At 54.7% G+C, this 21,797-nt stretch carries 28 protein-coding genes and 1 pseudogene; 8 read left to right on the forward strand and 21 right to left on the reverse strand.

What is annotated here, in order from left to right:
- On the forward strand, nucleotides 1-357 hold a 357-nt coding region (locus tag PFRI_RS08905), incomplete at its 5' end, for an integrase core domain-containing protein (protein WP_139292109.1).
- Nucleotides 358-574: 217 nt separating this feature from the next.
- On the opposite strand, the gene PFRI_RS08910 is transcribed toward PFRI_RS08905, so the two are convergent.
- From PFRI_RS08910 to PFRI_RS08935, 6 genes are all read right to left on the reverse strand, one after another.
- Nucleotides 575-1,525 (reverse strand): MBL fold metallo-hydrolase, encoded by a 951-nt coding sequence (locus PFRI_RS08910; protein WP_072630355.1) that lies wholly within the window; start codon nucleotides 1,523-1,525, stop codon nucleotides 575-577.
- A 12-nt stretch (nucleotides 1,526-1,537) separates the two neighbouring features.
- On the reverse strand, nucleotides 1,538-2,794 hold the full coding sequence (gene fahA, locus PFRI_RS08915; protein WP_072630356.1) for a fumarylacetoacetase: 1,257 nt from the start codon (nucleotides 2,792-2,794) through the stop codon (nucleotides 1,538-1,540).
- A 101-nt stretch (nucleotides 2,795-2,895) separates the two neighbouring features.
- On the reverse strand, nucleotides 2,896-4,257 hold the full coding sequence (hmgA, locus tag PFRI_RS08920) for a homogentisate 1,2-dioxygenase (protein ID WP_072630357.1): 1,362 nt from the start codon (nucleotides 4,255-4,257) through the stop codon (nucleotides 2,896-2,898).
- A gap of 106 nt (nucleotides 4,258-4,363) precedes the next feature.
- On the reverse strand, nucleotides 4,364-5,173 hold the full coding sequence (locus PFRI_RS08925; RefSeq protein ID WP_072630358.1) for a division plane positioning ATPase MipZ: 810 nt from the start codon (nucleotides 5,171-5,173) through the stop codon (nucleotides 4,364-4,366).
- Nucleotides 5,174-5,277: 104 nt separating this feature from the next.
- Nucleotides 5,278-5,943 (reverse strand): DUF1045 domain-containing protein, encoded by a 666-nt coding sequence (locus PFRI_RS08930; protein WP_072630359.1) that lies wholly within the window; start codon nucleotides 5,941-5,943, stop codon nucleotides 5,278-5,280.
- Entirely contained in the window at nucleotides 5,936-6,817 is an 882-nt protein-coding gene (locus PFRI_RS08935; protein WP_072630360.1) for a DMT family transporter, read from the reverse strand. The genes PFRI_RS08930 and PFRI_RS08935 overlap by 8 nt, the downstream gene beginning before the upstream one ends.
- 144 nt (nucleotides 6,818-6,961) lie before the next feature.
- On the opposite strand from PFRI_RS08935, the gene PFRI_RS08940 reads away from it, so the two are divergent.
- The 4 genes and pseudogenes from PFRI_RS08940 to PFRI_RS08955 all read left to right on the forward strand — a co-directional run bounded on the left by PFRI_RS08940 (nucleotide 6,962) and on the right by PFRI_RS08955 (nucleotide 9,986).
- A complete protein-coding gene (locus PFRI_RS08940) occupies nucleotides 6,962-7,453 on the forward strand; it encodes an NYN domain-containing protein (protein WP_072630361.1) in 492 nt (163 codons plus the stop codon).
- A gap of 129 nt (nucleotides 7,454-7,582) precedes the next feature.
- A pseudogene (locus tag PFRI_RS08945) lies at nucleotides 7,583-8,071 on the forward strand (twin-arginine translocation pathway signal).
- 3 nt (nucleotides 8,072-8,074) lie between these two features.
- On the forward strand, nucleotides 8,075-8,686 hold the full coding sequence (locus PFRI_RS08950; protein ID WP_072630362.1) for a ferric reductase-like transmembrane domain-containing protein: 612 nt from the start codon (nucleotides 8,075-8,077) through the stop codon (nucleotides 8,684-8,686).
- A gap of 115 nt (nucleotides 8,687-8,801) precedes the next feature.
- Nucleotides 8,802-9,986: an MFS transporter gene (locus tag PFRI_RS08955; RefSeq protein ID WP_072630363.1), complete on the forward strand. Its 1,185-nt coding sequence runs from the start codon at nucleotides 8,802-8,804 to the stop codon at nucleotides 9,984-9,986.
- A gap of 151 nt (nucleotides 9,987-10,137) precedes the next feature.
- On the opposite strand, the gene rpmE is transcribed toward PFRI_RS08955, so the two are convergent.
- From rpmE to PFRI_RS09025, 14 genes are all read right to left on the reverse strand, one after another.
- Nucleotides 10,138-10,359, reverse strand: a complete 222-nt coding sequence (gene rpmE / locus PFRI_RS08960) for a 50S ribosomal protein L31 (protein ID WP_072630364.1) — start codon at nucleotides 10,357-10,359, stop codon at nucleotides 10,138-10,140.
- Between the two features lie 11 nt (nucleotides 10,360-10,370).
- Nucleotides 10,371-10,745 (reverse strand): 50S ribosomal protein L19, encoded by a 375-nt coding sequence (gene rplS / locus PFRI_RS08965; protein WP_072630365.1) that lies wholly within the window; start codon nucleotides 10,743-10,745, stop codon nucleotides 10,371-10,373.
- 51 nt (nucleotides 10,746-10,796) lie between these two features.
- Nucleotides 10,797-11,618 (reverse strand): tRNA (guanosine(37)-N1)-methyltransferase TrmD, encoded by an 822-nt coding sequence (trmD, locus tag PFRI_RS08970; protein WP_072630366.1) that lies wholly within the window; start codon nucleotides 11,616-11,618, stop codon nucleotides 10,797-10,799.
- Between the two features lies 1 nt (nucleotide 11,619).
- The gene (locus tag PFRI_RS08975; protein ID WP_072630367.1) at nucleotides 11,620-12,303 is read right to left on the reverse strand and encodes a pentapeptide repeat-containing protein; all 684 of its coding nucleotides are present in this window, start codon (nucleotides 12,301-12,303) and stop codon (nucleotides 11,620-11,622) included.
- Nucleotides 12,304-12,810: a ribosome maturation factor RimM gene (rimM, locus tag PFRI_RS08980; RefSeq protein ID WP_072630368.1), complete on the reverse strand. Its 507-nt coding sequence runs from the start codon at nucleotides 12,808-12,810 to the stop codon at nucleotides 12,304-12,306.
- Between the two features lie 219 nt (nucleotides 12,811-13,029).
- Nucleotides 13,030-13,431 carry a 30S ribosomal protein S16 gene (rpsP, locus tag PFRI_RS08985; RefSeq protein WP_072630369.1) on the reverse strand — a complete coding sequence of 134 codons (402 nt, stop codon included), beginning with the start codon at nucleotides 13,429-13,431 and terminating at the stop codon, nucleotides 13,030-13,032.
- A gap of 51 nt (nucleotides 13,432-13,482) precedes the next feature.
- A complete protein-coding gene (locus PFRI_RS08990) occupies nucleotides 13,483-13,779 on the reverse strand; it encodes a chorismate mutase (RefSeq protein WP_072630370.1) in 297 nt (98 codons plus the stop codon).
- Complete coding sequence (locus PFRI_RS08995) at nucleotides 13,776-14,306, reverse strand: GNAT family N-acetyltransferase (RefSeq protein WP_072630371.1); 531 nt, start codon at nucleotides 14,304-14,306, stop codon at nucleotides 13,776-13,778. The genes PFRI_RS08990 and PFRI_RS08995 overlap by 4 nt, the downstream gene beginning before the upstream one ends.
- Entirely contained in the window at nucleotides 14,303-14,863 is a 561-nt protein-coding gene (locus PFRI_RS09000) for a GNAT family N-acetyltransferase (protein ID WP_072630372.1), read from the reverse strand. The genes PFRI_RS08995 and PFRI_RS09000 overlap by 4 nt, the downstream gene beginning before the upstream one ends.
- Nucleotides 14,860-15,387 carry a GNAT family N-acetyltransferase gene (locus PFRI_RS09005; protein WP_072630373.1) on the reverse strand — a complete coding sequence of 176 codons (528 nt, stop codon included), beginning with the start codon at nucleotides 15,385-15,387 and terminating at the stop codon, nucleotides 14,860-14,862. The genes PFRI_RS09000 and PFRI_RS09005 overlap by 4 nt, the downstream gene beginning before the upstream one ends.
- Nucleotides 15,384-15,899, reverse strand: a complete 516-nt coding sequence (locus PFRI_RS09010; RefSeq protein WP_111445371.1) for a GNAT family N-acetyltransferase — start codon at nucleotides 15,897-15,899, stop codon at nucleotides 15,384-15,386. The genes PFRI_RS09005 and PFRI_RS09010 overlap by 4 nt, the downstream gene beginning before the upstream one ends.
- A 2-nt stretch (nucleotides 15,900-15,901) precedes the next feature.
- The gene (gene ffh / locus PFRI_RS09015) at nucleotides 15,902-17,413 is read right to left on the reverse strand and encodes a signal recognition particle protein (protein ID WP_072630374.1); all 1,512 of its coding nucleotides are present in this window, start codon (nucleotides 17,411-17,413) and stop codon (nucleotides 15,902-15,904) included.
- A gap of 161 nt (nucleotides 17,414-17,574) precedes the next feature.
- Nucleotides 17,575-17,805, reverse strand: coding sequence for a hypothetical protein (locus PFRI_RS09020; protein ID WP_072630375.1), 231 nt, complete (start codon nucleotides 17,803-17,805; stop codon nucleotides 17,575-17,577).
- Nucleotides 17,806-17,880: 75 nt separating this feature from the next.
- Nucleotides 17,881-18,123 (reverse strand): hypothetical protein, encoded by a 243-nt coding sequence (locus tag PFRI_RS09025; RefSeq protein WP_072630376.1) that lies wholly within the window; start codon nucleotides 18,121-18,123, stop codon nucleotides 17,881-17,883.
- Between the two features lie 62 nt (nucleotides 18,124-18,185).
- Between PFRI_RS09025 and PFRI_RS09030 the strand changes: the two genes are divergently transcribed.
- Genes PFRI_RS09030 through PFRI_RS09040 form a run of 3 tightly spaced genes read left to right on the forward strand, consistent with a single transcriptional unit; the run spans nucleotide 18,186 to nucleotide 20,879 of the window.
- Nucleotides 18,186-19,067 (forward strand): LysR family transcriptional regulator, encoded by an 882-nt coding sequence (locus PFRI_RS09030; RefSeq protein ID WP_072630377.1) that lies wholly within the window; start codon nucleotides 18,186-18,188, stop codon nucleotides 19,065-19,067.
- Entirely contained in the window at nucleotides 19,064-19,981 is a 918-nt protein-coding gene (locus PFRI_RS09035) for a DMT family transporter (protein WP_072630378.1), read from the forward strand. Before PFRI_RS09030 ends, PFRI_RS09035 begins: the two co-directional genes overlap by 4 nt.
- On the forward strand, nucleotides 19,956-20,879 hold the full coding sequence (locus tag PFRI_RS09040) for an alpha/beta hydrolase (RefSeq protein ID WP_072630379.1): 924 nt from the start codon (nucleotides 19,956-19,958) through the stop codon (nucleotides 20,877-20,879). The genes PFRI_RS09035 and PFRI_RS09040 overlap by 26 nt, the downstream gene beginning before the upstream one ends.
- A gap of 34 nt (nucleotides 20,880-20,913) precedes the next feature.
- Here the strand turns inward: PFRI_RS09040 and PFRI_RS09045 are convergent, their stop codons facing one another.
- A complete protein-coding gene (locus tag PFRI_RS09045) occupies nucleotides 20,914-21,753 on the reverse strand; it encodes an alkaline phosphatase family protein (RefSeq protein ID WP_072630380.1) in 840 nt (279 codons plus the stop codon).
- Between the last annotated feature and the right edge of the window lie 44 nt (nucleotides 21,754-21,797).

Raw genomic sequence — 21,797 nt, forward strand, 5'->3', positions numbered from 1 at the left:
TGTGTAGAGGCCTTGAAAGAGGCCATCGCAAAATACGGCAAGCCCAAGATCATGAATACGGACCAAGGATCGCAATTCACTGGGTCAGCCTGGATCACAACCTTGACCGAGGCTGACGTCAAAATCTCGATGGACGGACGGGGCCGGTATCTCGACAACATATTCATCGAACGGCTGTGGCGGTCGCTCAAACAGGAAGCCGTCTATCTGCACGAATTGCAGGACGGGTTCCAAGCTAAACGCGTGATCAAAGACTGGATTGGGTTCTACAACTCTGAGCGGCCCCACACGGCTCTCGACAAACGATCCCCTGATGACGCATTCTTCGACACAGCACGAACCCAGAAGGCGGCATGAAACCAACCCGATTACATCTTAGCTGAGCCACAAACCTGTCCGAATTAGTAGGACCACTTCAGTATCAGCTTTTTCGGTTTGTGGGCCAAATACAGGTTAAGCCAGAGCATCAAAGCGAAATTGAAGCTCTAAAGCCTACAGAGTGTTTGAAACATCAAAAATGCCCATATCGCGAAAATCACCGCTTGCACGGTCAGCAATATGAGCATCCACAAGGTCACCCTTGAAGGGCGTCCCACATTTCCAGATCGCGTTTGTCGGTCCAGATGCGGGGATGCAAAATGCCACGCGCTTCATCATAAGCCCGCGCGACGTTGAACGGCAGGCAGTGCTCATAAATCGCGTAATCCTTGAACTTGGGATCGCATTCTGCGCGCACAGCGTCCCACGCTTCCTTGAGTGAACCACCACGCGCCGCAACACGCGCCGCTGGGGCATAAGTGGAGTCAACGAAGTCACGTGTGCTCTCAATCGCGCTGGCAACCGCGTCTTTACCCACAAGCGCGCCGCCACGACCGGGCGCAATCGCGTCCACGTCATATGCGATGATATTGTCGAGCGTCTCACCCCAATCACCGAAATATCCGTCACCGCAATAGCAAGCAGAGTGATCTTCGACGATATCGCCCGTGAACATTACATTCTCGTCCGGTACATGGATCACAGCATCGCCAGCGGTATGCGCACGGCCGATTTGCTTGATATCAACGCGCCGCTTGCCAAGGTAAACAGTCATGCTGTCGCTGAAGGTGGTGGTAGGATATGTAAGGCCCGGAATGGATTCAAACCCTTCAAATAAACGCGGGAAGCGTTGGAATTCACTGTCCCAATCTTCTTGGCCGCGCTCCTCGACCATGCCGCGTGCGACGTCGGACATGATGATTTGATCTACGCCGTAAGCAGACGCACCAAGCACGCGCACAGCATGGTAATGTGTCAGCACAAGGTGGCTAATGGGCTTATCCGTAACAGAACGCACCTTTTCGATGACTTTCTCTGCCAGACGCGGTGTCGCCTGTGCTTCAACGATCATCACCGACTCGTCGCCAATGATGACACCCGAGTTTGGATCACCCTCTGCGGTGAACGCCCAAAGGTCGCGACCCACCTCGTCAAAGGTGATCTTCTTTTCGCTCATGTCGCCTTGCGATGCGAATGCTTTTGCCATGGTATCAGTCCTTTAAGCGGGGAATTTGGGGGAAGGTGTGATCGTGCCCATGCAGGACCCAAAGCCGATACGATAGCCATCGCCAATCGCGGCACCGTGCAGACCAAGCGTGTCACCATCTTGAATAAACGTGCGTGTCTCACCGCCCAGATCCATCGGGTTCTTGCCACCCCATGTCATCTCCAGAAGGGAGCCGTAGCTGTCCGGCGTGGCACCAGAAATAGTTCCAGACCCAAGCAAATCACCCGCCGTCATCGCACAACCGGACGAGCTGTGATGCGAAAGCTGTTGCGCCGCAGAATAATACATCTGCGTGTAGTTGGTGTTCGAGATCGTGTGGACCTCGTCGCTGCCAGCTGTTTGCATGGTGACGCTGAGATCAATGTTGAAAAGGCCCGGTTTGTCCTCTGCAAGGTAGGGCAGCAGTTCTTTCTCTCGCTCGGGCGTGCTCTCGCGGAACGGCTCAAGGGCGGCTTTGGTGACGATCCAAGGGCTGATGGACGTCGCAAACGCTTTGGCTTGGAAAGGTCCAAGCGGTTGGTATTCCCACGCCTGAATGTCGCGCGCGGACCAGTCGTTCAAAAGCACATAGCCAAAGATCATCTCTTCCGCTTCGGCCACGCTTACAGGGCGGCCCATGTGCGAGCCAGAACCGACGATTGCGCCCATTTCCAACTCGATGTCGAGACGCTTGCAAGGGCCAAAGCTGGGCATGTCAGCATCCGGTGCTTTGGTTTGGCCGTTGGGCCGAATGATATCTGTGCCGCTGACAACAACCGTGCTCGCGCGACCGTTGTATCCAATCGGGATGTGCAGCCAATTCGGCGGCAGCGCGTTTTCAGCGCCGCGGAACATTGTTCCAACGTTCACGGCGTGCTGTTTGCCTGCGTAGAAATCAGTGTATTCTGCAACAAGGAACGGCATGTGCAATTCCGCATCCACTTGCGCGACGAGGCAGCTCTCTGCGACGGCTTGGTCGTCAAAGCCTTCGCTTAGAATGTCTATGAGACGGCGGCGCAAAGTGGTCCAAACCTGTGAACCCGCTTCCATCACTTCGTTCCAGAATGGCACATCGAATAAGGGATCGTCTGTGATGTCGAGGAGGCCTGCTTCTTCAGCGGCGGCGCAATCAAATATCATATCGCCAATCGCCACACCGCAGCGTGGCTCGAGCGTCTCGGTCGAGAACACGCCGTAAGGCAGGTTGTTCAGCGGGAAGTCTGTCTCGGCGGAATTGGCGGAGGCCACCCAAGAGGTTTGCAGTGTCATTATGGATCCTTTTGGCGGAGGGTGCGCGCACAAGCACGGCACCTTACGGGAATGCGTCAAGTAAGGTGTCGTGCTCTCGCACGCACCCATCGAGGGTTGGTTTACTTCTTACCGGGTGTGCCGTCGAACTTCTTTTCGATATCGTCCCAGCAATCAATGTAGTCGTCCTGAAGCGGCGCTTCATTCGCAGCGAAGCCGGTCAAATGCTGCGGGAAGCGCGTCTCGAACATGAACGACATCGTATTGTCGAGTTTCTGCGGCTGCAAATCAGCATTCGAGGCCCCTTCAAACGCGTTCTTATCCGGCCCATGTGGCAACATCATATTGTGCAGGCTCATACCGCCGGGAATAAATCCTTTGGGTTTCGCGTCGTATTGTCCGTAAATATTGCCCATCAGCTCGGACATGATGTTTTTGTGATACCAAGGCGGGCGGAATGTATCCTCTGCCACCATCCAACGCTCACGGAATAGAACAAAATCGATGTTCGCGGTGCCCTCAACCCCGGAAGGGGCTGTAAGCACAGTGAAAATCGAAGGATCAGGGTGATCGAACAAGATTGACCCAACAGGGCAATAAGTGGTGAGATCATATTTGCAGGGCGCGTAATTACCGTGCCACGCAACCACGTCCAAAGGTGAATGTCCGATCTTTGTCTCGTGAAACTGCCCGCACCATTTGATCGTGACGGTTGAAGACGTTTCGCGGTCCTCGAACGCCGCAACAGGCGTTTTGAAGTCGCGACGGTTCGCCATGCAGTTCGCGCCAATCGGGCCACGGCCCGGCAAATCAAACTTCTGACCGTAATTCTCGCAGACGAAACCGCGTGCTGGACCGCTCAGAACTTCGACGCGATACAGCAAACCACGTGGGATTATTGCGATCTCTTGCGGGGCAACGTCGATTACGCCCAGCTCTGTGATAAATCGTAGATGACCTTCCTGTGGAACAACCAAAAGCTCGGAATCCGCAGAGTAGAAATAGCTATCCACCATGCTCTGCGTTACCAAATAGATATGGCTCGCCATGCCAACTTGCGTGTTCACATCCCCCGCCGTCGTCATCGTGCGCATGCCCGTGAGCCAAGTCAGCGCGGCATCAGAATGCGGAACAGGGTCCCAGCGATACTGGCCAAGGCTGATCACGTCAGGGTCCACATGCGGCGCTGACTTCCAATAGGGCAGGTCAATCTTTGTGTAACGGTGCGAATGCTTTACGGACGGGCGAATGCGGTAGCACCATGTGCGCTCGTTCTGATGGCTCAGCGCGGTGAAGGCGGTGCCGCTCAGTTGCTCGCCATAAAGCCCGTAATTCACCTTTTGTGGGCTGTTCATACCTTGTGGCAATGCACCCGGCAGCGCCTCAGTCTCGAAGTCATTTCCAAAGCCGGGCATATAGCCGGGGTGTGTGCCCATGGGCGTAGCCGCTTGCGTGAGCGGCGAAGGACTGACGTGACGATTCATCTTGAGCTCCCAATGCGTGGTTGGCTGTAGATATTAGTTGGTTTTGTAACTAACAACCATCATCATTGCCAAAGAGATGAAAAATCACGCAACTTATAGGGATGATTTAAAAGTCGACAGTAACGCCCGGAAAATTCAACGATTTCATCAAATCGCGCAATTCCTGACGCGCTGCGACGTTGGAGATATTCATCTGCTTCACGCCGACCTCTTTGAGATCAAGCAACGTCAAACCACGCGGGAACAATTCGCGAAAGATCACACGCTCATTGAAACCCGGAGCGACACGAAAGCCTATGCGTTTTGCGAGTTGCTCAATCGCTGCTTCCATCTTTTGCTTGTTCACCATGTTCTGCGCACCCATGCGATTGCGTAAAACGACCCAGTCGATCGGCGAAAGCTTTGCTTGCGCACGGAGTTGGCGCGCGTTCCAAACCATTTCGGAGTAGACCGAGGGTCCCTCAATCTTCACGCCATCGGTATCTGTATGTGCGAGCAAATCGAAGTCTACAAAACTGTCATTGAGCGGCGTCACCAGAGTATCCGCGAGCGAGTGCGCAACTTGGCTGAGGCGCGTATGCGATCCCGGGCAGTCAATCACGATGAAATCGCAATCAGGCTCGAGCGTGGCCACCGCAGCCGAAAGCCGGTGATCATAAACGTTTTCGCTGGGGCGCAGATTGGCTTGGTCGATCTCTGGCAATTCGCGGTAATCAGGGCAGGGCAGCTCGACACCTTGCTTTTTCAAAAACGCTTTGCGATTGGCCACGTAACGCCCGAATGTTTTCTGCCGCAGGTCCAAATCCAACACGCCGACTTTATGGCCCATGCGCGAAAGCGCTGTTGCCACGTGCATCGAGACAGTGGATTTACCCGCACCGCCCTTTTCGTTTCCGACAACAATAATATGCGCCATGTCTTGAATTCCCCACTTCGGTCTTGAGTTTCGGATTAGAGCATGAGTCTCACAAGGGGAAGAGGGCGCGCGCGGCTATTTAGAAACAGACGCATTGCAGTCACTTATGCGGGCTTACTGCCAGTCAGCGCAAGCCGCGTGATCTGTTCAAAAAAACCATCAGCGCGCTGCCCAACGAGTGTCAGATGCGCCAAGTGAAAGGGGTGCGGGATAAGTGGGGTAAAGGTGCGCGTAACTTCGTCGCGAATCTGCTGCGCGTGAGGTTCTTTCAAAGGTCCTGTCAGCGTCACGTGAAAACGGAACTGTTCCATCACGTGAGGATAGCCCCAGCGATGCACATTGCTGATCTGCTCTGCACTCAACCGCCCTTTAAGTCTTTTCTCTATTTCTGCTTCTGACAAGGGTGCGCGAAAAGCATCAAACTCGCAAACGACTCTGCTCGCTAGGATCTTGAGTGCTGTGTCATCCCCATCAATCGTGAGCGCAAGGAAACGGCCAATGGGTTGGATTTGAAGCCCTTCATGAGCGATAGGCGTTAACGATCCACATAAACGCTTGAACGCTTCCCTCAGTTCATCCTCGGTGCGGCCCTGTGCCAAGTGAAACGGTGCTTTAAGCGTCGCGTGAAACCCGTATTTACGTGGTCGCTTCGTTTCCTCGCGTGCTTCTCGCGTCACAGTCGCGCGCGCAATATCCCAGCCGAGCCACGCGGCACCTGCGGCACCAAACGCGCCATCAAACGTGACATAAATTGCGTAACGCTCAAACATCGCGCACCTTGCGCGTCGCGAGATACACACCGAGTGATGCAGCTGCCAAGCCGAGCCAGGCAATCGGCGGCATCACTTCGCCCAGCATGATCCAGGCCACCATTGCCGCCAAAGGAGGCACCAAGAAAAACAGCGCCGACACGCGGCTCACATCCCCTGCGCGGATCATCGCAAGCAACAGGCCAACAGCGATCAGTGAATTGCCGATGACAAGATAGGCGAGCGCTGCGATGAACGCGCCACTCCATTCCACTTCAAAACTGTCCTGCAAGGCAAGAGCTGGCAGGATGCCAATGAAACCTGCGGTATAACCTATAAGATTTGAGGTCACAGGATGATGGTTCAACCCAAATCGCTTTTCCCAAAGTGAGCCGCTGGTGATGCCGAGCAGTGCTATGGCTGCGCAGGTTAGCCCGAACAAACTGGGCGGCTCGATATCTGTGCGTGACCCGATCACCAAAAGCGTGCCGCACAGCCCAAGCGCCAGTCCAATCCAACTGCGCCGCCCAATGACTTCCGCGCTCCAGACCGGTGCAATAAGTGCGACTAGGATCGGCTGAAACGACATCAAAAGCGCGCCGGTGCCAGCGCCAACGCCCGATTCAAAGGCGAAGTAGTTCATCCCGAAATATACCGCTTGGATCAGGAACCCGACAAAGGCCAGATGCCCCCACTCCGCGGGTGTTTTGGGCAAGGGTGGCCTGACGATCAGGAACAAAATGGTCATAATCACGATGACGCAGCCAAAACGCAGTGCAAGCAATGTCATGGGATCAGTGTAAAGCAGTCCGATTTTAGCGACCGAATAGCCCATGGACCAAAGCCCGAGAAAAATGAATGGCGCAAGTATGAGCCAGAGAGGGCGTTGAGGCATGGGCTGACCACTTAGATTAAAGCCATTTGGCGGACATCCCAAGTCCTGCGCTGATTGCTGCTATATGTCCAGAGTGCTACAAGCTGGCCGGATGCGTCGATGACTTGATTGACCTCTAAAAGGGGCGTGACTAAGGTCTGGATTATGAATGATACTTTGTTAGTTGTTGCCGCAATCGCGCTGTTTATTATCTTTTTCGGATTGCTCTGGTTTGCGAGAAAGCGGTCTGCAAAAGCGCGCAAATGGGTGCTCGTTGACGGCTCAAATGTCATGCACTGGCACAACAACACGCCTAACATTCAGCCCGTTAAAGACGTTTTGAAACTTCTGAAATCGCGCGGTTTTACAGCGATTGTGATGTTTGATGCGAACGCGGGCTACGAGCTTTTTGGCAAGTACAAACACGATGACGCATTCAGCAAACTCTTGGGCCTTCCTGAGAAACACATCATGGTTGTGCCCAAAGGAACGCCTGCCGACCCTTTTCTTTTGAGTGCTGCGCGCAAACAGCGTGCGCAAATCGTGACCAATGATCGTTTCCGCGATTGGGCTGTAAAGTTCCCTGAGGTCCAAGAGCACGGCCTTTTGATCACCGGATGGTACCGTGATGGACGGTTGCACACTTCGCTGCAATAATTGCGTGCACTCACTCATTTGTGTCAGGCTTTGATCCGTGTTCGCTAAGCTTTGCTGGGCGTTTAGTGGAAAGGCATGCTTTTAGGTGCTATATCCTTTCAAACACCCAATTGATCGAAAGGCGCGCTGATGAGCTTGATACACCCTAACCGCAGAACCCTTCTGACGGCCACAGGCGCGGCTTTGGTTACGGGTGTTTCTGGGCTGCGCGTTCCTGCACAGGCCAAGACGATAGCACCAAGCAAAACGATGCTGGGTGGCGCGAACAATTATCGTGCGGGGGCGCCCGTCGTTGACAAGATAGGTGGCGGTGGTTTCTGGATGAGCGGCACAGTGCGTCGCGCGGGCGATGGTGCTCCACTTGCGGGCCAGCGCATCCAGATTTGGGCGCACACCACTGAAGGGCACGAGCGTGATCAACGCTCACATGGTGCGACGCTAAATGATGAGAACGGTGTGTTCCGATTGTAAATGCCGCAAATCGTGCCTGCATTTGGCCAAGCCCACGGGCACTTAACTTACGACAGCGCTGAGTTTAAAAAGGTTTTTCTGCGCCCTGTGATGAAACGCTCGAGCGACACCAGCCTTGAAGCGCATTTCGTGCTGGAGCCCGTCTAGATTTTGCAAGCTAGCCACACCAAGACGCTGCTCATCTGGATCGCGCTGGGCATTGCGGTTTTGGTGCCAATTGTCCTGTCTTTGAATAGCCCACTTTTGGCGTGGCGAGACCCTGTCTACATCGCGGCTGGATTGTCTGGCGCGCTGGCCTTGGCGCTGTTGTTGTTTCAACCACTCTTAGCGATTGGTGCCTTGCCGCGCGTCGGGTTGCTTACAGGCCGTCGCGTTCATCGCTGGCTTGGCGCAGGGCTTACGATCTTTATCGTCCTTCACGTAGCGGGCCTTTGGGTAACCAGTCCTCCTGATGTGATTGATGCCTTGCTGTTCAGATCGCCGACTTCCTTTTCGTTCTGGGGCGTGCTCGCGATGTGGGCCGTTTTTGGCACGGCGTTGTTTGCGTCTTTGCGTCGTATTTTACGAATACGTCCGCGCATATGGGTGCGCGTACATAGCGCGCTGGCTCTGGTGATCGTGGGTGGCACAATCGCGCACGCGCTGCTGATTGAGGGCACTATGGAGACCATCTCCAAAGTGATCCTTTGCGCATATGTTGGCGTCACAACTCTGTTTGCTTTGCGCAAAGCGTTGCGAAAACCTCAAAAGCGGCAAAACTGAGCACCAGACAAGATGACCCGTCACGATAAGTCACCCTTAGGTGCGAGTTCCTTGTTTCAAGCGGGCGCAAGTTAGCGCATCAAGTGAGTCTCATATCTAAACGGGGAACATCATCATGCTCGGATCGATCATTTCACGAAACGGGTCTTATCTCGGCTTGCTCACGGCAAACACGATCCTTGGCTCAGCGATGCCGATGATGATCATTCTTGGTGGCTTGGCGGGTCTGTCTTTGGCCCCCTCGACTGCGCTGGCCACACTGCCTGCATCCCTGTCAACGCTTGCAGGCCTGTTCGCGGCAGCCCCGTTTTCACTGCTTATGGGACGCTATGGTCGCAAGATCGGGTTCCTTGTGGGGATTGCTTGTGCAGTGATTGGCGCTCTGTTGGGGGTTTACGCGCTTTTGATCGGTAGCTTTGTGCTTTTGTGCCTCGGCCATCTCGCGCTTGGTGCTGCGCTCGCGTGTTACCAGTTCTTTAGGTTCGCTGCGGCTGAGACCGTTAGCACCGAATGGCAACCCGTCGCAATCTCTCTGATGCTCACTTCTGGCTTGATCGCGGCCTTTGTCGGCCCGCAAGTTTTTATCCTTGCAAAAGATGCGCTTGCCCCTGTTCCGCTTGCTGGTGCTTACGGGGCGCTTGCGGGGCTTTCCATCGTTGGACTGATCCCCTTGGCTTTGACGCGACTGCCCAAACCCGTCGCTGCGATACCACAAACGCTTAGGCAGAGATTGGCATCTTTGTCGGTGCTAAAAGGCAAATCAATACGCCTTGCAGTTGGGCTTGGGGCGGTTTCCCAAGGGATCATGGTTTTTCTGATGGTGCCGACGCCGCTCGCGATGATCGGCTCTGGTTTTAGCGAAGCACTCGCGGGCGACGTAATCCGTTGGCACGTTGTCGCGATGTTCGCTCCGAGCTTTTTCACAGGCTTCTTGATCAAGACGTTCGGAGGTCAGCGCATCGCCTTCGCAGGTGTCGCGCTTTTGATTCTCGCTTCGCTTGCTGCGATGAGCGGGTTGAGCGCTGCTCACTTTTATAGCTCACTCATCTTGTTGGGTGTTGGTTGGAACTTTGGCTTCATTGGCGCGACGTCGATCCTTGCGACTGCGGTCCCTGAAGCGGACAAAGCCTTGGTGCAAGGCGCGAATGACACTGTGATTGCTTTGGTCTCGACCCTTTGCGCTTTTGCTGCGGGCGCTTTGATCGCAGGGGTTGGCTGGATCGTGCTCTCTGGTGTGTCTGCCCTTCTCTTGGTTTCGGCGTTTGTCGTGCTGCTACGGCAATCGCGCGATGCCTCATGAGGGGGGGCCTGCGTGCTGCTGCACGTAGGGCACGGAAAAAGAACAATCGTCTCAAGCGATCATCCCCATCGGCGCGTCACCCTATCTAAAACGAAAAACGCCGCCCCAAAAGGGAGCGGCGTTTCTGCAATCTTGAAAATAAAAGCCGAGCTTAGAAGCCCAGACCTTCGTATTTCTTCTTAAACTTGGAAACACGTCCGCCAGCATCCATCAAGCGCGAGCTACCACCATTCCACGCAGGGTGCGCAGACGGGTCGATGTCGAGCGCGAGCTGGTCGCCCTCTTTACCGTATGTGGATTTCATCTGGTGGATCGTACCATCCGTCATCTTTACGTTGATGATGTGGTAATCTGGGTGAATATCGTTTTTCATGTGCGCGCTCCTTAGCCCTTGAGTGGCTTATAAGTTGTATCTTCAGCGATACGTGCGGACTTACCGCGACGTGAGCGCAGATAGTAAAGCTTCGCACGACGGACGCGGCCACGGCGCACGACTGTGATGCTGTCTACGTTGGTGGAATGCAGTGGGAACACACGTTCCACGCCTTCACCAAACGAAATCTTGCGAACTGTGAAAGAGCCGGCAACGCCTTTGCCGTTCTTGCGCGCGATGCACACACCTTCGTAGTTCTGAACACGAGAGCGCGTGCCCTCTGTTACTTTATAGCCAACACGAATTGTGTCTCCGGCTTTAAAATCGGGAATATCTTTCCCGAGTGCGGCGACCTGTTCGGCCTCCAATTGTGCGATAAGATTCATGTCTCATCTCCTATGTATGCTCGCGGTTGATCCGCAAAGGTTTACGCGTCCTCAGAGCTCTCGGTCTTCATCCGGGTCCCTGTTGTGCGCCGCACACCAAGCCCGCCAGAGGTCAGGTCGTCTTTCTTTTGTCAGCCTTTCGGCCATGGCCTGCCGCCAGTCAGATATCTTCGCGTGATGGCCGGACTGAAGTATTTCCGGTATCGCGCGATCCTTCCAGACCGCAGGTTTCGTATACTGAGGATGCTCTAGTAACCCATGCGAGAACGATTCGTCCTGCGTGGAATCGTAGTTCCCAAGCACGCGCGGTATAAGCCGCACAGTTGCATCAATCAAGGCCTGCGCTGCAATCTCGCCGCCTGTAAGGATAAAGTCACCTAAGCTGACTTCTTCAATGTCGTATTCTTCGATCACACGCTCATCAACACCCTCAAATCGCCCACACAGCAAGGTAATCCCGTCGCAAGCCGCAAAGCGTTGCGCCATCTTCTGATCAAGGCGTTTGCCGCGTGGAGAAAGATAAACGACGGGCCAGTTCCCACGCGCCGATTCCGCCGCTTTATCCAGCGCTTTGCCCAGCACATCCGCGCGCAAAACCATACCCGCACCGCCACCTGCAGGGGTGTCATCGACATTGCGATGTTTGGTCTCGCCGAAAGGGCGCAGATCAATCGTATCCATCTGCCAAAGCCCTTCCTGCAAGGCTTTGCCCGTGAGGGACGCGCCAAGCACACCGGGGAAGGCATCGGGAAACAACGTAATAATCTGCGCACGCCACACGCCCGCAAGCTCAGGCGTCGGCGTCATCAACTCACGCGGTTTAAACGTCTGGCGGATCGCCTTGCGACCATGGGAACGGGGTTTGTCGGTCATATCAAACCACCTTCAATCCAAGTTGACCCAACAAATCGGCCGCTTGGCTTTTGGAAATGATTGCGCCTTTGAAGCGGCGCGCATCGCTCATTTGCAAACCACCCAGATCACTCGATCGCAAATCTGCACCTTGGAAATTGGCATCCGTGACGATGCTCTCACGCAACGAGCATTCCTCCAGATACGCATTCTCGAACGTCGCATTCGAAAGGTCCGCTTGATCGAAGTTCACCGAATTGAGCGTGGTGTCTTTCATCTCTAGCCCGCGTAGTTGCGCAAGGCCGAGGTTGCATTCAGACAGGCTTATGTCGGCAGTTGCCATGTCGGTCATATTGGCACCGATCATTTTGCAGCCGCCAAAGCTGACATCCGCGAGCTTGCTAAACGTGAAATGCGCATTACTCAGTTCGCAATTTTTGAACTGTACTTGCGACAGCCGCGCAGAGCGGAATGTTGCCTCAGTCGCGCGGCATTCGATGAAATCAGTCTCGTCCAGAATGCAATTATCAAGCCGTGCGCCGCGCAGGTCACATTTCTTGAACGTCCACTCAGTGACCTCCAATTCGTGAAAATCCACACCAACCAATGTGCAATTCTGAAAATGCACGGGCTCGCCAGCAGTGGCGAATTTTGCGAGCTCTTTTGAAGTGATCGCGCGATCTGTGATAAAGTGCTCTTTGCTCATTTATTCAAACAATCCGTGTGGCGGATCGGTGATGATACGCCCGGCTTTCAAATCAACAGTCGGCACCGCTTCTAACGTGAAGGGCAGCAGCACAGCGGTCTTTAATTTAGGTCCGTGAACCTCTAGCAGATCACCTGCGCCGTGGTTTTGTACGTTTTTCACATGCCCCAAAGTGACGCCGCCTGTATCGACAACCTCAAGCCCCTCAAGGTCAGTGTGGTAATATTCATCATCCGGCAACGCTGGCAATTGTTCGCGTCGCGCAAATAGCTTTTCGCCGCTGAGCGCATCTGCGTCCTCTTTGGTCACGACACCAGAGAACCGCGCGGAGTAGCCGTTTTTGACAGGGCCAAGCAGAGTCAGCGTGAAACTACGACCGTCCTCTGTCACCAAAGGACTGTAGTCGGCAATGTCGGAAGGCTGGGCGCAGAAACTTTTGAGACGCACATCGCCTTTGACGCCAAACGCGCCACCGATGGAGCCGACACAAATTAGATCATCACTCATTCAGATACTCCCCGGCAAACGCCGCTTTTCATGGCTCCACCTGCGTCCAAACATTTATCAAGCGCTGCGTTACGCTCGGAAAAAACGCCAAGCACGAAGGCAGCGCCGAACATGATGGGTAGGCGGATGAGGCGGAACATATCAACAAACCTGTCTTAGAAAAGCAAAAGACGGCGCAAGTCCTGCGCCGCCCCTTTTTCATGTCGCTTAAAGAGCAATTTACTCTTCAGCTGCTGCTTCTTCAGCAGGTGCTTCTGCTGGAGCCGCAGCCGCTTCGGCCGCTGCCGCTGCTTTTGCAGCTTTCTCTTCGACGCGTGCAACAGCTTTCTTGCCTGGTGTACCCTTCTTAGGGTTTGCACGGTCTTTCTTTGGCAGCAGGTCAGCCGCTTCGAGCATACGAGACACACGGTCCGTTGTTTGTGCGCCTTCGCCTAACCAGTACTGGATGCGCTCAACGTTCATTTTCACGCGCTCTTCGCTGTCTTTTGGAAGCAGTGGGTTATATGTGCCCAGCTTTTCGATGTAGCGACCATCGCGTGGCATGCGGGAATCCGCTGCAACGATACGGTAAAAAGGACGCTTCTTGGAACCGCCGCGGGCGAGACGAATTTTCATAGCCATGGTGTAGTACTCCTAAGTTTTCTTTTTGGTCGGTGCGTGAAATCACACACCTTACGTTTGGTGTTGTTTATGGTGGTGGATCACTTCCTCAATGATGAAATTGAGGAATTTCTTGGCAAATTCAGGATCAAGATTGGCCCTGTTTGCAAGGTCTTCCAGCCGCGCAATCTGCGTGGCCTCGCGGGTGGGGTCACTTGGCGGCAGATCATGCTCTGCCTTCAGCTTGCCCACAGCTTGTGTGTGTTTGAACCGCTCGCCCAGCGTGTAGACGAGGATCGCATCAAGGCGATCAATACTCTCGCGGTGCTCCAGAAGCACTTCGGCGGCTTTGGTGACTGCATCGCTCATTTGGCATCTCCTGATTTGGGATGGCGGTAGACGTGGACCATCGGCGTTCCAGGCATTCCACCATCACGCTCATACGAAGCGCCTAGGCGGGTCGCAAGTTTTGCGGAACGCATATTGCTGGGATCAATGTAGCTGATAACGCCATCCAGCCCGAAATGCTTTGCGCCATATGCGCGCGCTGCACTTGCGGCTTCAAAGGCGTAGCCTGCACCCTCGTAGCCATCATGAACATGCCAACCGAGTTCGGGTTCATCCCAACCTTCGCGGAAGATAAAGCCACAAGCACCGATCATGCGATCATCGCGTTTATGATGGATGTACCACATGCCAAAGCCACGCATGAGCCAGTGACCAAAATTGCCTGAGATCAGCTTCCAGCTGCTGGCACGATCCAATGGGCCGCCAACAAAATGTGAACGCTCCGATTGCATGAAATCTGCAATCACGTCCAGATCGCTTTCCTGCGCGGCACGCAGCATGAGACGCTCGGTTTCAACCGTTGGAATATCAAAGCTGAACGAGGTCATTGCACGGCCTCATTCGTATGGATGTAGGCGAGCATCGTGTCGTCATGCACCGTGCGTTTCGCCCCAAGGCGTTCCGCCAAAGCGATTGAGCGTGCGTTGTCTTTGTGGATGTAGCTGGCGAGTTCCGACAGGTTAAGCGTGTCGAACGCAAACTCACGCGCCATTTGTGCGGCCTCGAAGGCAATCCCAAGACCTTCGTTCTGCTCTGACACCAAGAAACCCAGTTCGATCTGCGCATCACCCGGCTCAAGGCCAAGGATCACAAAGCCCAAGAGCTCTTCGCTGTCCACGTCAACGATAGACCAGCCGCCATGTCCGTGCAGCATCCACCCAGACGCGAGTTGAACGAAGTCCCACCATGCATCATCACGGCCCAAAGGCCCGCCCATATACTGACCGCGCTCCGTGCACAGGATGTCAGCGTAGAGGGGGAAATCCTCAACAGTCGGCGCGCGCAGCAAGAGCGCGTCGGAAACCAGTGTCGGGATCTGTGCCGCCACATTTGCGGCAACAGCGGATGGAATGCCCGTCGGGGCTTGCTCATGGCGCAGGGTCAATTCAGCGCCTCCGGTGCCGGATGGCGATAGAGGTGATCGAGACCCATTTGCACGTTGTCATATTCACGCTCGAACGTCGCGCCGAGGCGCTTGGCGAGGGCGATAGAACGTGTGTTTGACGGGACGATGTTCGAGGTCATGGTCGTAAAGCCAAGGTCAGAATAGGCCCACGCGCGTGCAGCCAAAGCGGCCTCATATGCGATGCCTTTGCCCTCGTAACCCTCATAAACGACCCAACCGAGTTCTGGCTCTGGCCAGCCCTCAGGGTTCCAAATACCGCAAATGCCAGCAGGCTTGCCCGTGACTTTGTCTTCTATCGTTAGGTAGCCGTAGCCGTGGATGTGCCAATGGCCGATATTCAACGCGAACCAGCGCCAAGCCTCGTCACGTTGAGGAATATAGCCGAAACCAATCGAACGTACTTCGTCCGCAGAGAACGCGATGAAGGTTTCAACGTCGGCCATTTCTGGACCGCGCAGGATCAGGTTGTCTGTTTCAAGACGGGGCGCATTGGTCAAAGTCATGCAGCCCTCCGATGACGGTAAACTGCCGTCTCTTGCGCCGTTTCACCATCCGGAAGAGATCCGTCAGGGTCGATGACGCCGCCAAGGCGCGTCGCCAAAGCAATCGAGCGGACATTCTTTGGATCAATGTAGCTTACTAAGCTTTCAAGCTTCAGTTCTTCAAACGCCCATGCGCGCGCAGCTTGAGCAGCCTCAAACGCAATCCCCATACCTTCAAACTCAGGCATAATCAGATAGCCAAGCTCAACCTCAGGAAAATGGCTTGGCTTATTGATGCCGACTTGGCCAACAAATGAACCGTCATGGGTTTCAATGCCCCAGCTGCCAAAACCCTGCAAAGACCAGCTACCGACTTCACCAGCCACCCAATACCACAGTTTTTGACGATCAATCGGACCACCCATGTAGACCGAACGCTCGGATGCAAATAGCTCACCCAGAGGCGCGAAATCGCTCATCTGGTGGTGCTGTAGCGTGAGACGCTCGGTGCGTATGGTGGGTGCGCGATCCAAAGTTACTTCTTCTTCCCGAAACCAGACAGACCGGGGGGCAGGCCCATGCCGCCGCCCATGCCACCAAGTCCACCGGGGAGCTTGCCGCCCATGGCTTTTGCGGCCGCTTCCATCGCCTTCGGGTCCATTTTGGACGGGTCCATGCCAGCAGGCATCCCAGCGCCGCCGCCTTTGCCGCCCAACATGCCCTTCATCGCTTGCTTGAGCATCCCGCCTTTGCCCATCTTCTTCATCATGTCGCCCATTTGGCGCTGCATTTTGAGAAGCTTGTTCAGCTCGGACACTTCCATGCCTGACCCTTTGGCGATGCGTTTCTTACGGCTCGCCTGCAAAAGCGCGGGGTTCGCGCGTTCGCGCTTTGTCATCGACTGGATCAGGGCGATTTGCTGCTTGAGGATGCGATCATCAATGCCCGCGCCCTCCATCTGTTTGGTCATTTTGCCCATGCCGGGCATCATGCCCATGATACCTTCCATACCACCCATCTTTTGCATTTGCTCAAGCTGGGATTTAAGGTCGTTCATGTTGAACTGACCCTTCTGAAAGCGCTTCATCATGCGCTCGGCTTGTTCAGCCTCAATGGTTTCTTGCGCCTTCTCGACCAGCGCAACAATGTCGCCCATGCCAAGAATACGGCCCGCGACACGCTCAGGCTCGAACGTCTCAAGCGCGTCCATCTTTTCGCCCATGCCGACGAATTTGATGGGCTTGCCCGTGACCGCACGCATAGACAGTGCCGCACCACCGCGACCGTCGCCGTCCATACGGGTAAGGACAACGCCAGTAATACCGATCTTGCCGTCGAACTCTTCTGCAACTTCAACTGCGACCTGACCTGTCAGACCGTCGACCACCAAAAGTGTCTCACGCGGGTTTACCGCATCGCGAACATCTTCGACCTCTTTCATCAAGGTTTCGTCGATCTGCAAACGACCAGCGGTGTCGAGCATGTAGACGTCGTAGCCGCCCAAAGTCGCCTGTTGCTTGGCGCGCTTGGCGATCTGAACCGCGCTCTCGCCCGCAACGATTGGCAGCGTGTCCACGCCGATCTGCGTACCAAGGATTGCCAACTGCTGCTGCGCGGCTGGGCGATAGATATCGAGCGAAGCCATCAAAACGCGCTTGCCATTCTTCTCGGTCAAACGCTTGGCAAGCTTACCTGTCGTGGTCGTTTTACCGCCGCCTTGCAAACCGACCATCAGGATCGGGGCAGGGGCGTTGTCGATCTTTAACTCACCGGGTTCACCTTCACCGCGCAGAATGTGCTGAAGCTCGTCGTGAACGATCTTGACCACTTGTTGGCCGGGGGTGATGGATTTGGTGACCGCTTGGCCTGTGGCCTTTTCCTGTACCGCTTTGACGAAATCACGAGCGACAGGCAAGGAAACGTCCGCCTCCAGCAAAGCAACACGCACTTCGCGCAACGCGGTCTTAACATCCTCATCGGACAATGCACCTTGCTTGGTTAGTCGATCAAAGACTCCGCCAAGGCGTTCGGATAGATTTTCAAACATGCCTAAGTTCCTTTAGTCGACTGCAAGTTTAGACCTATGTAGGAAGGCCCAGCGAATGTTCCAAACGACAATCGCACCAGTGGGCGCAACGCGCTGACTGATGGCGATCCTCGTATGATCGAGGACCGGAAGAGTTTTTGCTTCCGGATATGTCCCAGCGTTTAGGCTTTGGGTGGTTCAGAGTCAACAGGCGCAGGCGGTTTCAACCATGCGTTTATGGCGTCCGTGATTTGTTTGGGCGCAAGGCCGCTGGTTGAGTATTGCGTGATCGGATGATCCCCTTGGCTCATCCCTTTATCAAAGACCAAAACGCAGCGCGCGGTGTCGTGGCCTTCTTTTTTCGCATGACTGAGATCGCTGAGCATGTGCACGATTTCACTATAGCCACGCATGTTACGCGCACGAAAAGTGATCGTGTTATTCGGCCGATCAAAAATTACCTGAACACGACGCACAAAAAGACGGATTCACAGCGTGATGAAAGCGGTAGCGAAGGTCAACACAAGGGCGACAAGCCACTCACTCGCAATCCATCCCGAAACAGCGCCTGCAAAGGATGCAAGAAAAAAGAAGCCAAGCAAAGCCGTCACCAACACTGGGCGATCCTCGATGATCAAGATTTGATCGGTATTGCGCGCGACTTTCATAAAAAGAGTTTGTGGCAAGCGATGCGAATTTCCAAGTGTTTTGCCGTGCAAGCGGCGTTGCAATTTCGAACACTTAGGGCGAAAGTACAGTCACTGCGTTGATGAATGCACAAAAGGCTAGATGAATGGACAACTGGGACGAAGTGCGCACGGCCTATCAAGTGGCCAAAATGGGCACCGTGAGTGGTGCGGCAGACGTGCTCGGCGTGCATCATGCGACGGTCATTCGCCATGTGGATGCTCTCGAAGCGCGCCTTGGGGTGAAGCTGTTTCAACGTCACGCGCGCGGGTATACGGCGACGGAAGCAGGCGAGGACCTATGCCGCGTGGCGCAGGCCACGGACGAGCAATTCAGCCAGCTTGCAGGGCGCGTAAAGGGCAAAGGTGATGAAGTCTCAGGCGAACTGGTGGTGACATCACTCATCGGCCTTGCGCCGATGATGGCACCGGCGCTCACCGCATTTCAACAAACCTACCCTGATGTCACTCTTCGCTATCTAACGGGTGAACGCTTGTTCCGGCTTGAATACGGCGAGGCGCATATCGCGGTACGCGCAGGAAGCGTGCCGGACCAACCGGACAATGTCGTGCAAGCTTTTGTCAAACAACCCATCGGGCTTTATGCTTCGCAAAGCTATATCGACCGCTATGGCATGCCCAAGGATGAAAGCGAATATAACAAACATCGTTTTGTCGGGCACGATTCCGAGAGTAACGGATCACCGTTTTTCCAATGGCTGATCAAGAATGTTCCGCGTGAAAACGTTGTGTTCCGCTCCACCGATAACCGCGCGATGGAACTTGCCATTCGTGCAGGCGCGGGCATCGGGTTCATGAATGCCCATGATGCTGCGGCCCATAAAGGCATGGTGCAAGTCGCGCCTGCGCGTGATGATTGGAATGCACAGCTTTGGCTGGTCACGCATGTCGATCTACACCGAACGGCTAAGGTCCAAGCCTTTTTGCGCTTTGTAAAAGAACAGGCGAAAAGTTGGGATATGTCATGAACGATGCTCTGCGCGGACATGGTGCGATGCTGTTGTTCTCCATGTTGGTTGCGGGGTCGTTTTCGCTCGGCGCACTTGCCTCGCCGTTCATTGCGCCGGAACTTGTGACAGTCTTGCGCTTTGGCATCGCGACTCTCGTGCTTGGTGCGCTTTGTGGTTTTCGGGGCGAGCTTAAAGCAGAAAATGTGACGGCTGTTTGGCGGTATGTTCTGTTGGGTGGTGTGTTTGCGACCTACTTTGTGCTTATGTTTGCAGGCTTGAAAACAGCGCCAGCTGTTTCTGCGGCAGCAGTGTTTACGCTGACACCGATTTTGACGGCGCTGGCCTCTTACGTGTTGCTACGACAAATCACGACGCCGCGCATCGCGGGCGGTCTCGCCATTGGTGCGCTCGGCGCGCTTTGGGTGATTTTTCGCGCCGATTGGTCTGCTTTCATGCTCTTTGAAGTCGGAAAGGGCGAGATCATCTATTTTTGGGGCTGCATTTGCCACGCGATTTACATCCCGCTTGTGCGTTTACTGAACCGAGGCGAGAGCGCGATCCTGTTTTCATTCGGAACGACAATTGGCGGTATTTTGGTGCTTTTGGTGTGGAGCTGGTCCGCACTTTGGAGCACCGATTACGCGGCTCTGCCCAACATCGTCTGGATCACCATCCTGTATGTGTCGATTTTCGCGACAGCGGCGACCTTTGTTCTGGGCCAATTCGCTTCTCTCAGATTGCCGGGTGCAAAGGTGATGGCCTACACCTATCTCATCCCGTCGTGGGTGATTTTATGGGAAATTGCATTGGGGCACGGCGCGCCGCGCGGCCTCATTCTTGGTGGGGTTGGCTTGACTATGTTCGCTTTGGTGGTCTTGCTGAAACATGAAGAAACGGGAGGGCGTGATGGCCGATTATCAAAAGCTAATTGATGCAGAGATTTGGGCGTTCATCGAGAAAACCAATAGTTTTTACCCACCCGACACAGCCACTTACGGTGTTGAGGACCAGCGCCGCATTTATGACGGCATGTGCGCTGCGTTTCGCGTGGACTACCCCGATGGCGTGAGCACGACGGATCGCGTCTATGGTGGCGTGCCGTGCCGACATTATACGAATAGTGGCAGCGATGTTGTGGTCATGTATTTCCACGGTGGCGGGTTCGTTGTTGGCGGCTTGGAGAGCCATGATGATGTGTGCGCCGAGATTTGCGCGGCGACGGGTTTGGATGTGGTATCTGTCGATTACCGCATGGCCCCAGAGCATAAACATCCCGCAATGTTTGACGATGCAATGGCCGCGACGCGGGCTGTTTTTGCTGAAACAGGCAAAGCTGTTGTGCTGTGCGGCGATAGCGCAGGGGGCAACTTGGCCGCTTGTGTCTCACATATGGCACGTGGCTCTGAGGTGGCGATTAAAGGACAGGTGTTGGTTTATCCGGGTCTGGGCGGTGATTTCGACAAAGGCTCTTACATGGTGTTTGCGGATGCACCTATGCTGACGCGTGATGATATTATGATTTACCGCAATGTGCGACTTGCAGGGGACGAGCCTGTTGGTGATCCGCGCTATGCGCCGCTTCATGATACCACGTTTGACGGATTGCCGCCGACAGTGATCAACACGGCGCAATGCGATCCATTGAGCGATGATGGTATTGATTACGAAGAAGCTCTGAGAGCCGCAGGCGTGCCTGTCCACCGCGTTGATGAGGCTGGACTGGTGCATGGCCATTTGCGCGCGCGCCACACGTCCGAGCGATCAAGCGCGAGTTTCACCCGTATTACGCAAGCGATCTCTGCATTGGCTGCAGGTGAGTGGCCTTACTAACGGCGCGCGCGATTTTTCTAGAAAAATCGGGGCGTCACGCAGGGAGGAAAGGGTCTGCCTTCATGCTGGCAGGGATCGGTGCGCCAAGTCGATTTAGGATGCTTGGAGCAAGCTGTAGCTGGTGTAGTGGCGTCTGTGCGTCTGGACCTTGCGCATCACCAAAATAATAGAGCGCAAATTCCTGTTGCAGTGGGTTGTTCCCGCCATGATGCCCACGCGCGTCTTGTCCATGATCTGCGGTCACGATCACCTCGTATCCCATGTCGCGCCAACGCGGAATGAAAGGGGCGAGCATCTCATCCATCACAAAACACGCGTGATCCATTTCATGGCTTTCATGTTGAAAGCGGTGCCCCATGCTATCGAGCGTGCACGTGTGCAAGATCCCGTAGTTCAAATCAAACCGACCCGCGAGATTGGTGAGCGTGGCGAAGAGATCAAGATCAGACGGTGTCATCTGATTGGCCTGCCCATAACCCGTCATTGAATGAAAACGACCGTGGTTTATCGTATTGCTTTCGGGTTCATCGTACTCGATGTCGCGCACGTAATCGAAAGGATGGCGGTTGAAAAATTCTGACCAGAATGAATGCGTGACAGCCCCAGTTGTGCCACCCGCCTTTCTGATTTCGGAAAAGAGATCAGGTTGCGTTATGCGAAAGACGTTTCCGTTGCCGGTACAGCCATGTTCCTGCGGTGTGACACCTGTGTGGATCGACGCGTAGCAGCTGGCCGAAATAGACGGAAGCACGCTGGTCATTGTCCATTTTTGTGCGGTTCCGTTTGCCACCCAGCCCTCAAGATTACCAAACAAACGCGCCCAATTGCGCAGGGGGACACCATCAAGGATGATGAGGAGCAATTTGCGATCCATAGGAGCCTCCGGCAGAAGTTTATTTAGAAAGATGAAGCAGTGGG

The organism is Planktotalea frisia (genome assembly GCF_001890925.1).
GTDB classification, from domain to species: Bacteria; Pseudomonadota; Alphaproteobacteria; order Rhodobacterales; family Rhodobacteraceae; genus Planktotalea; species Planktotalea frisia.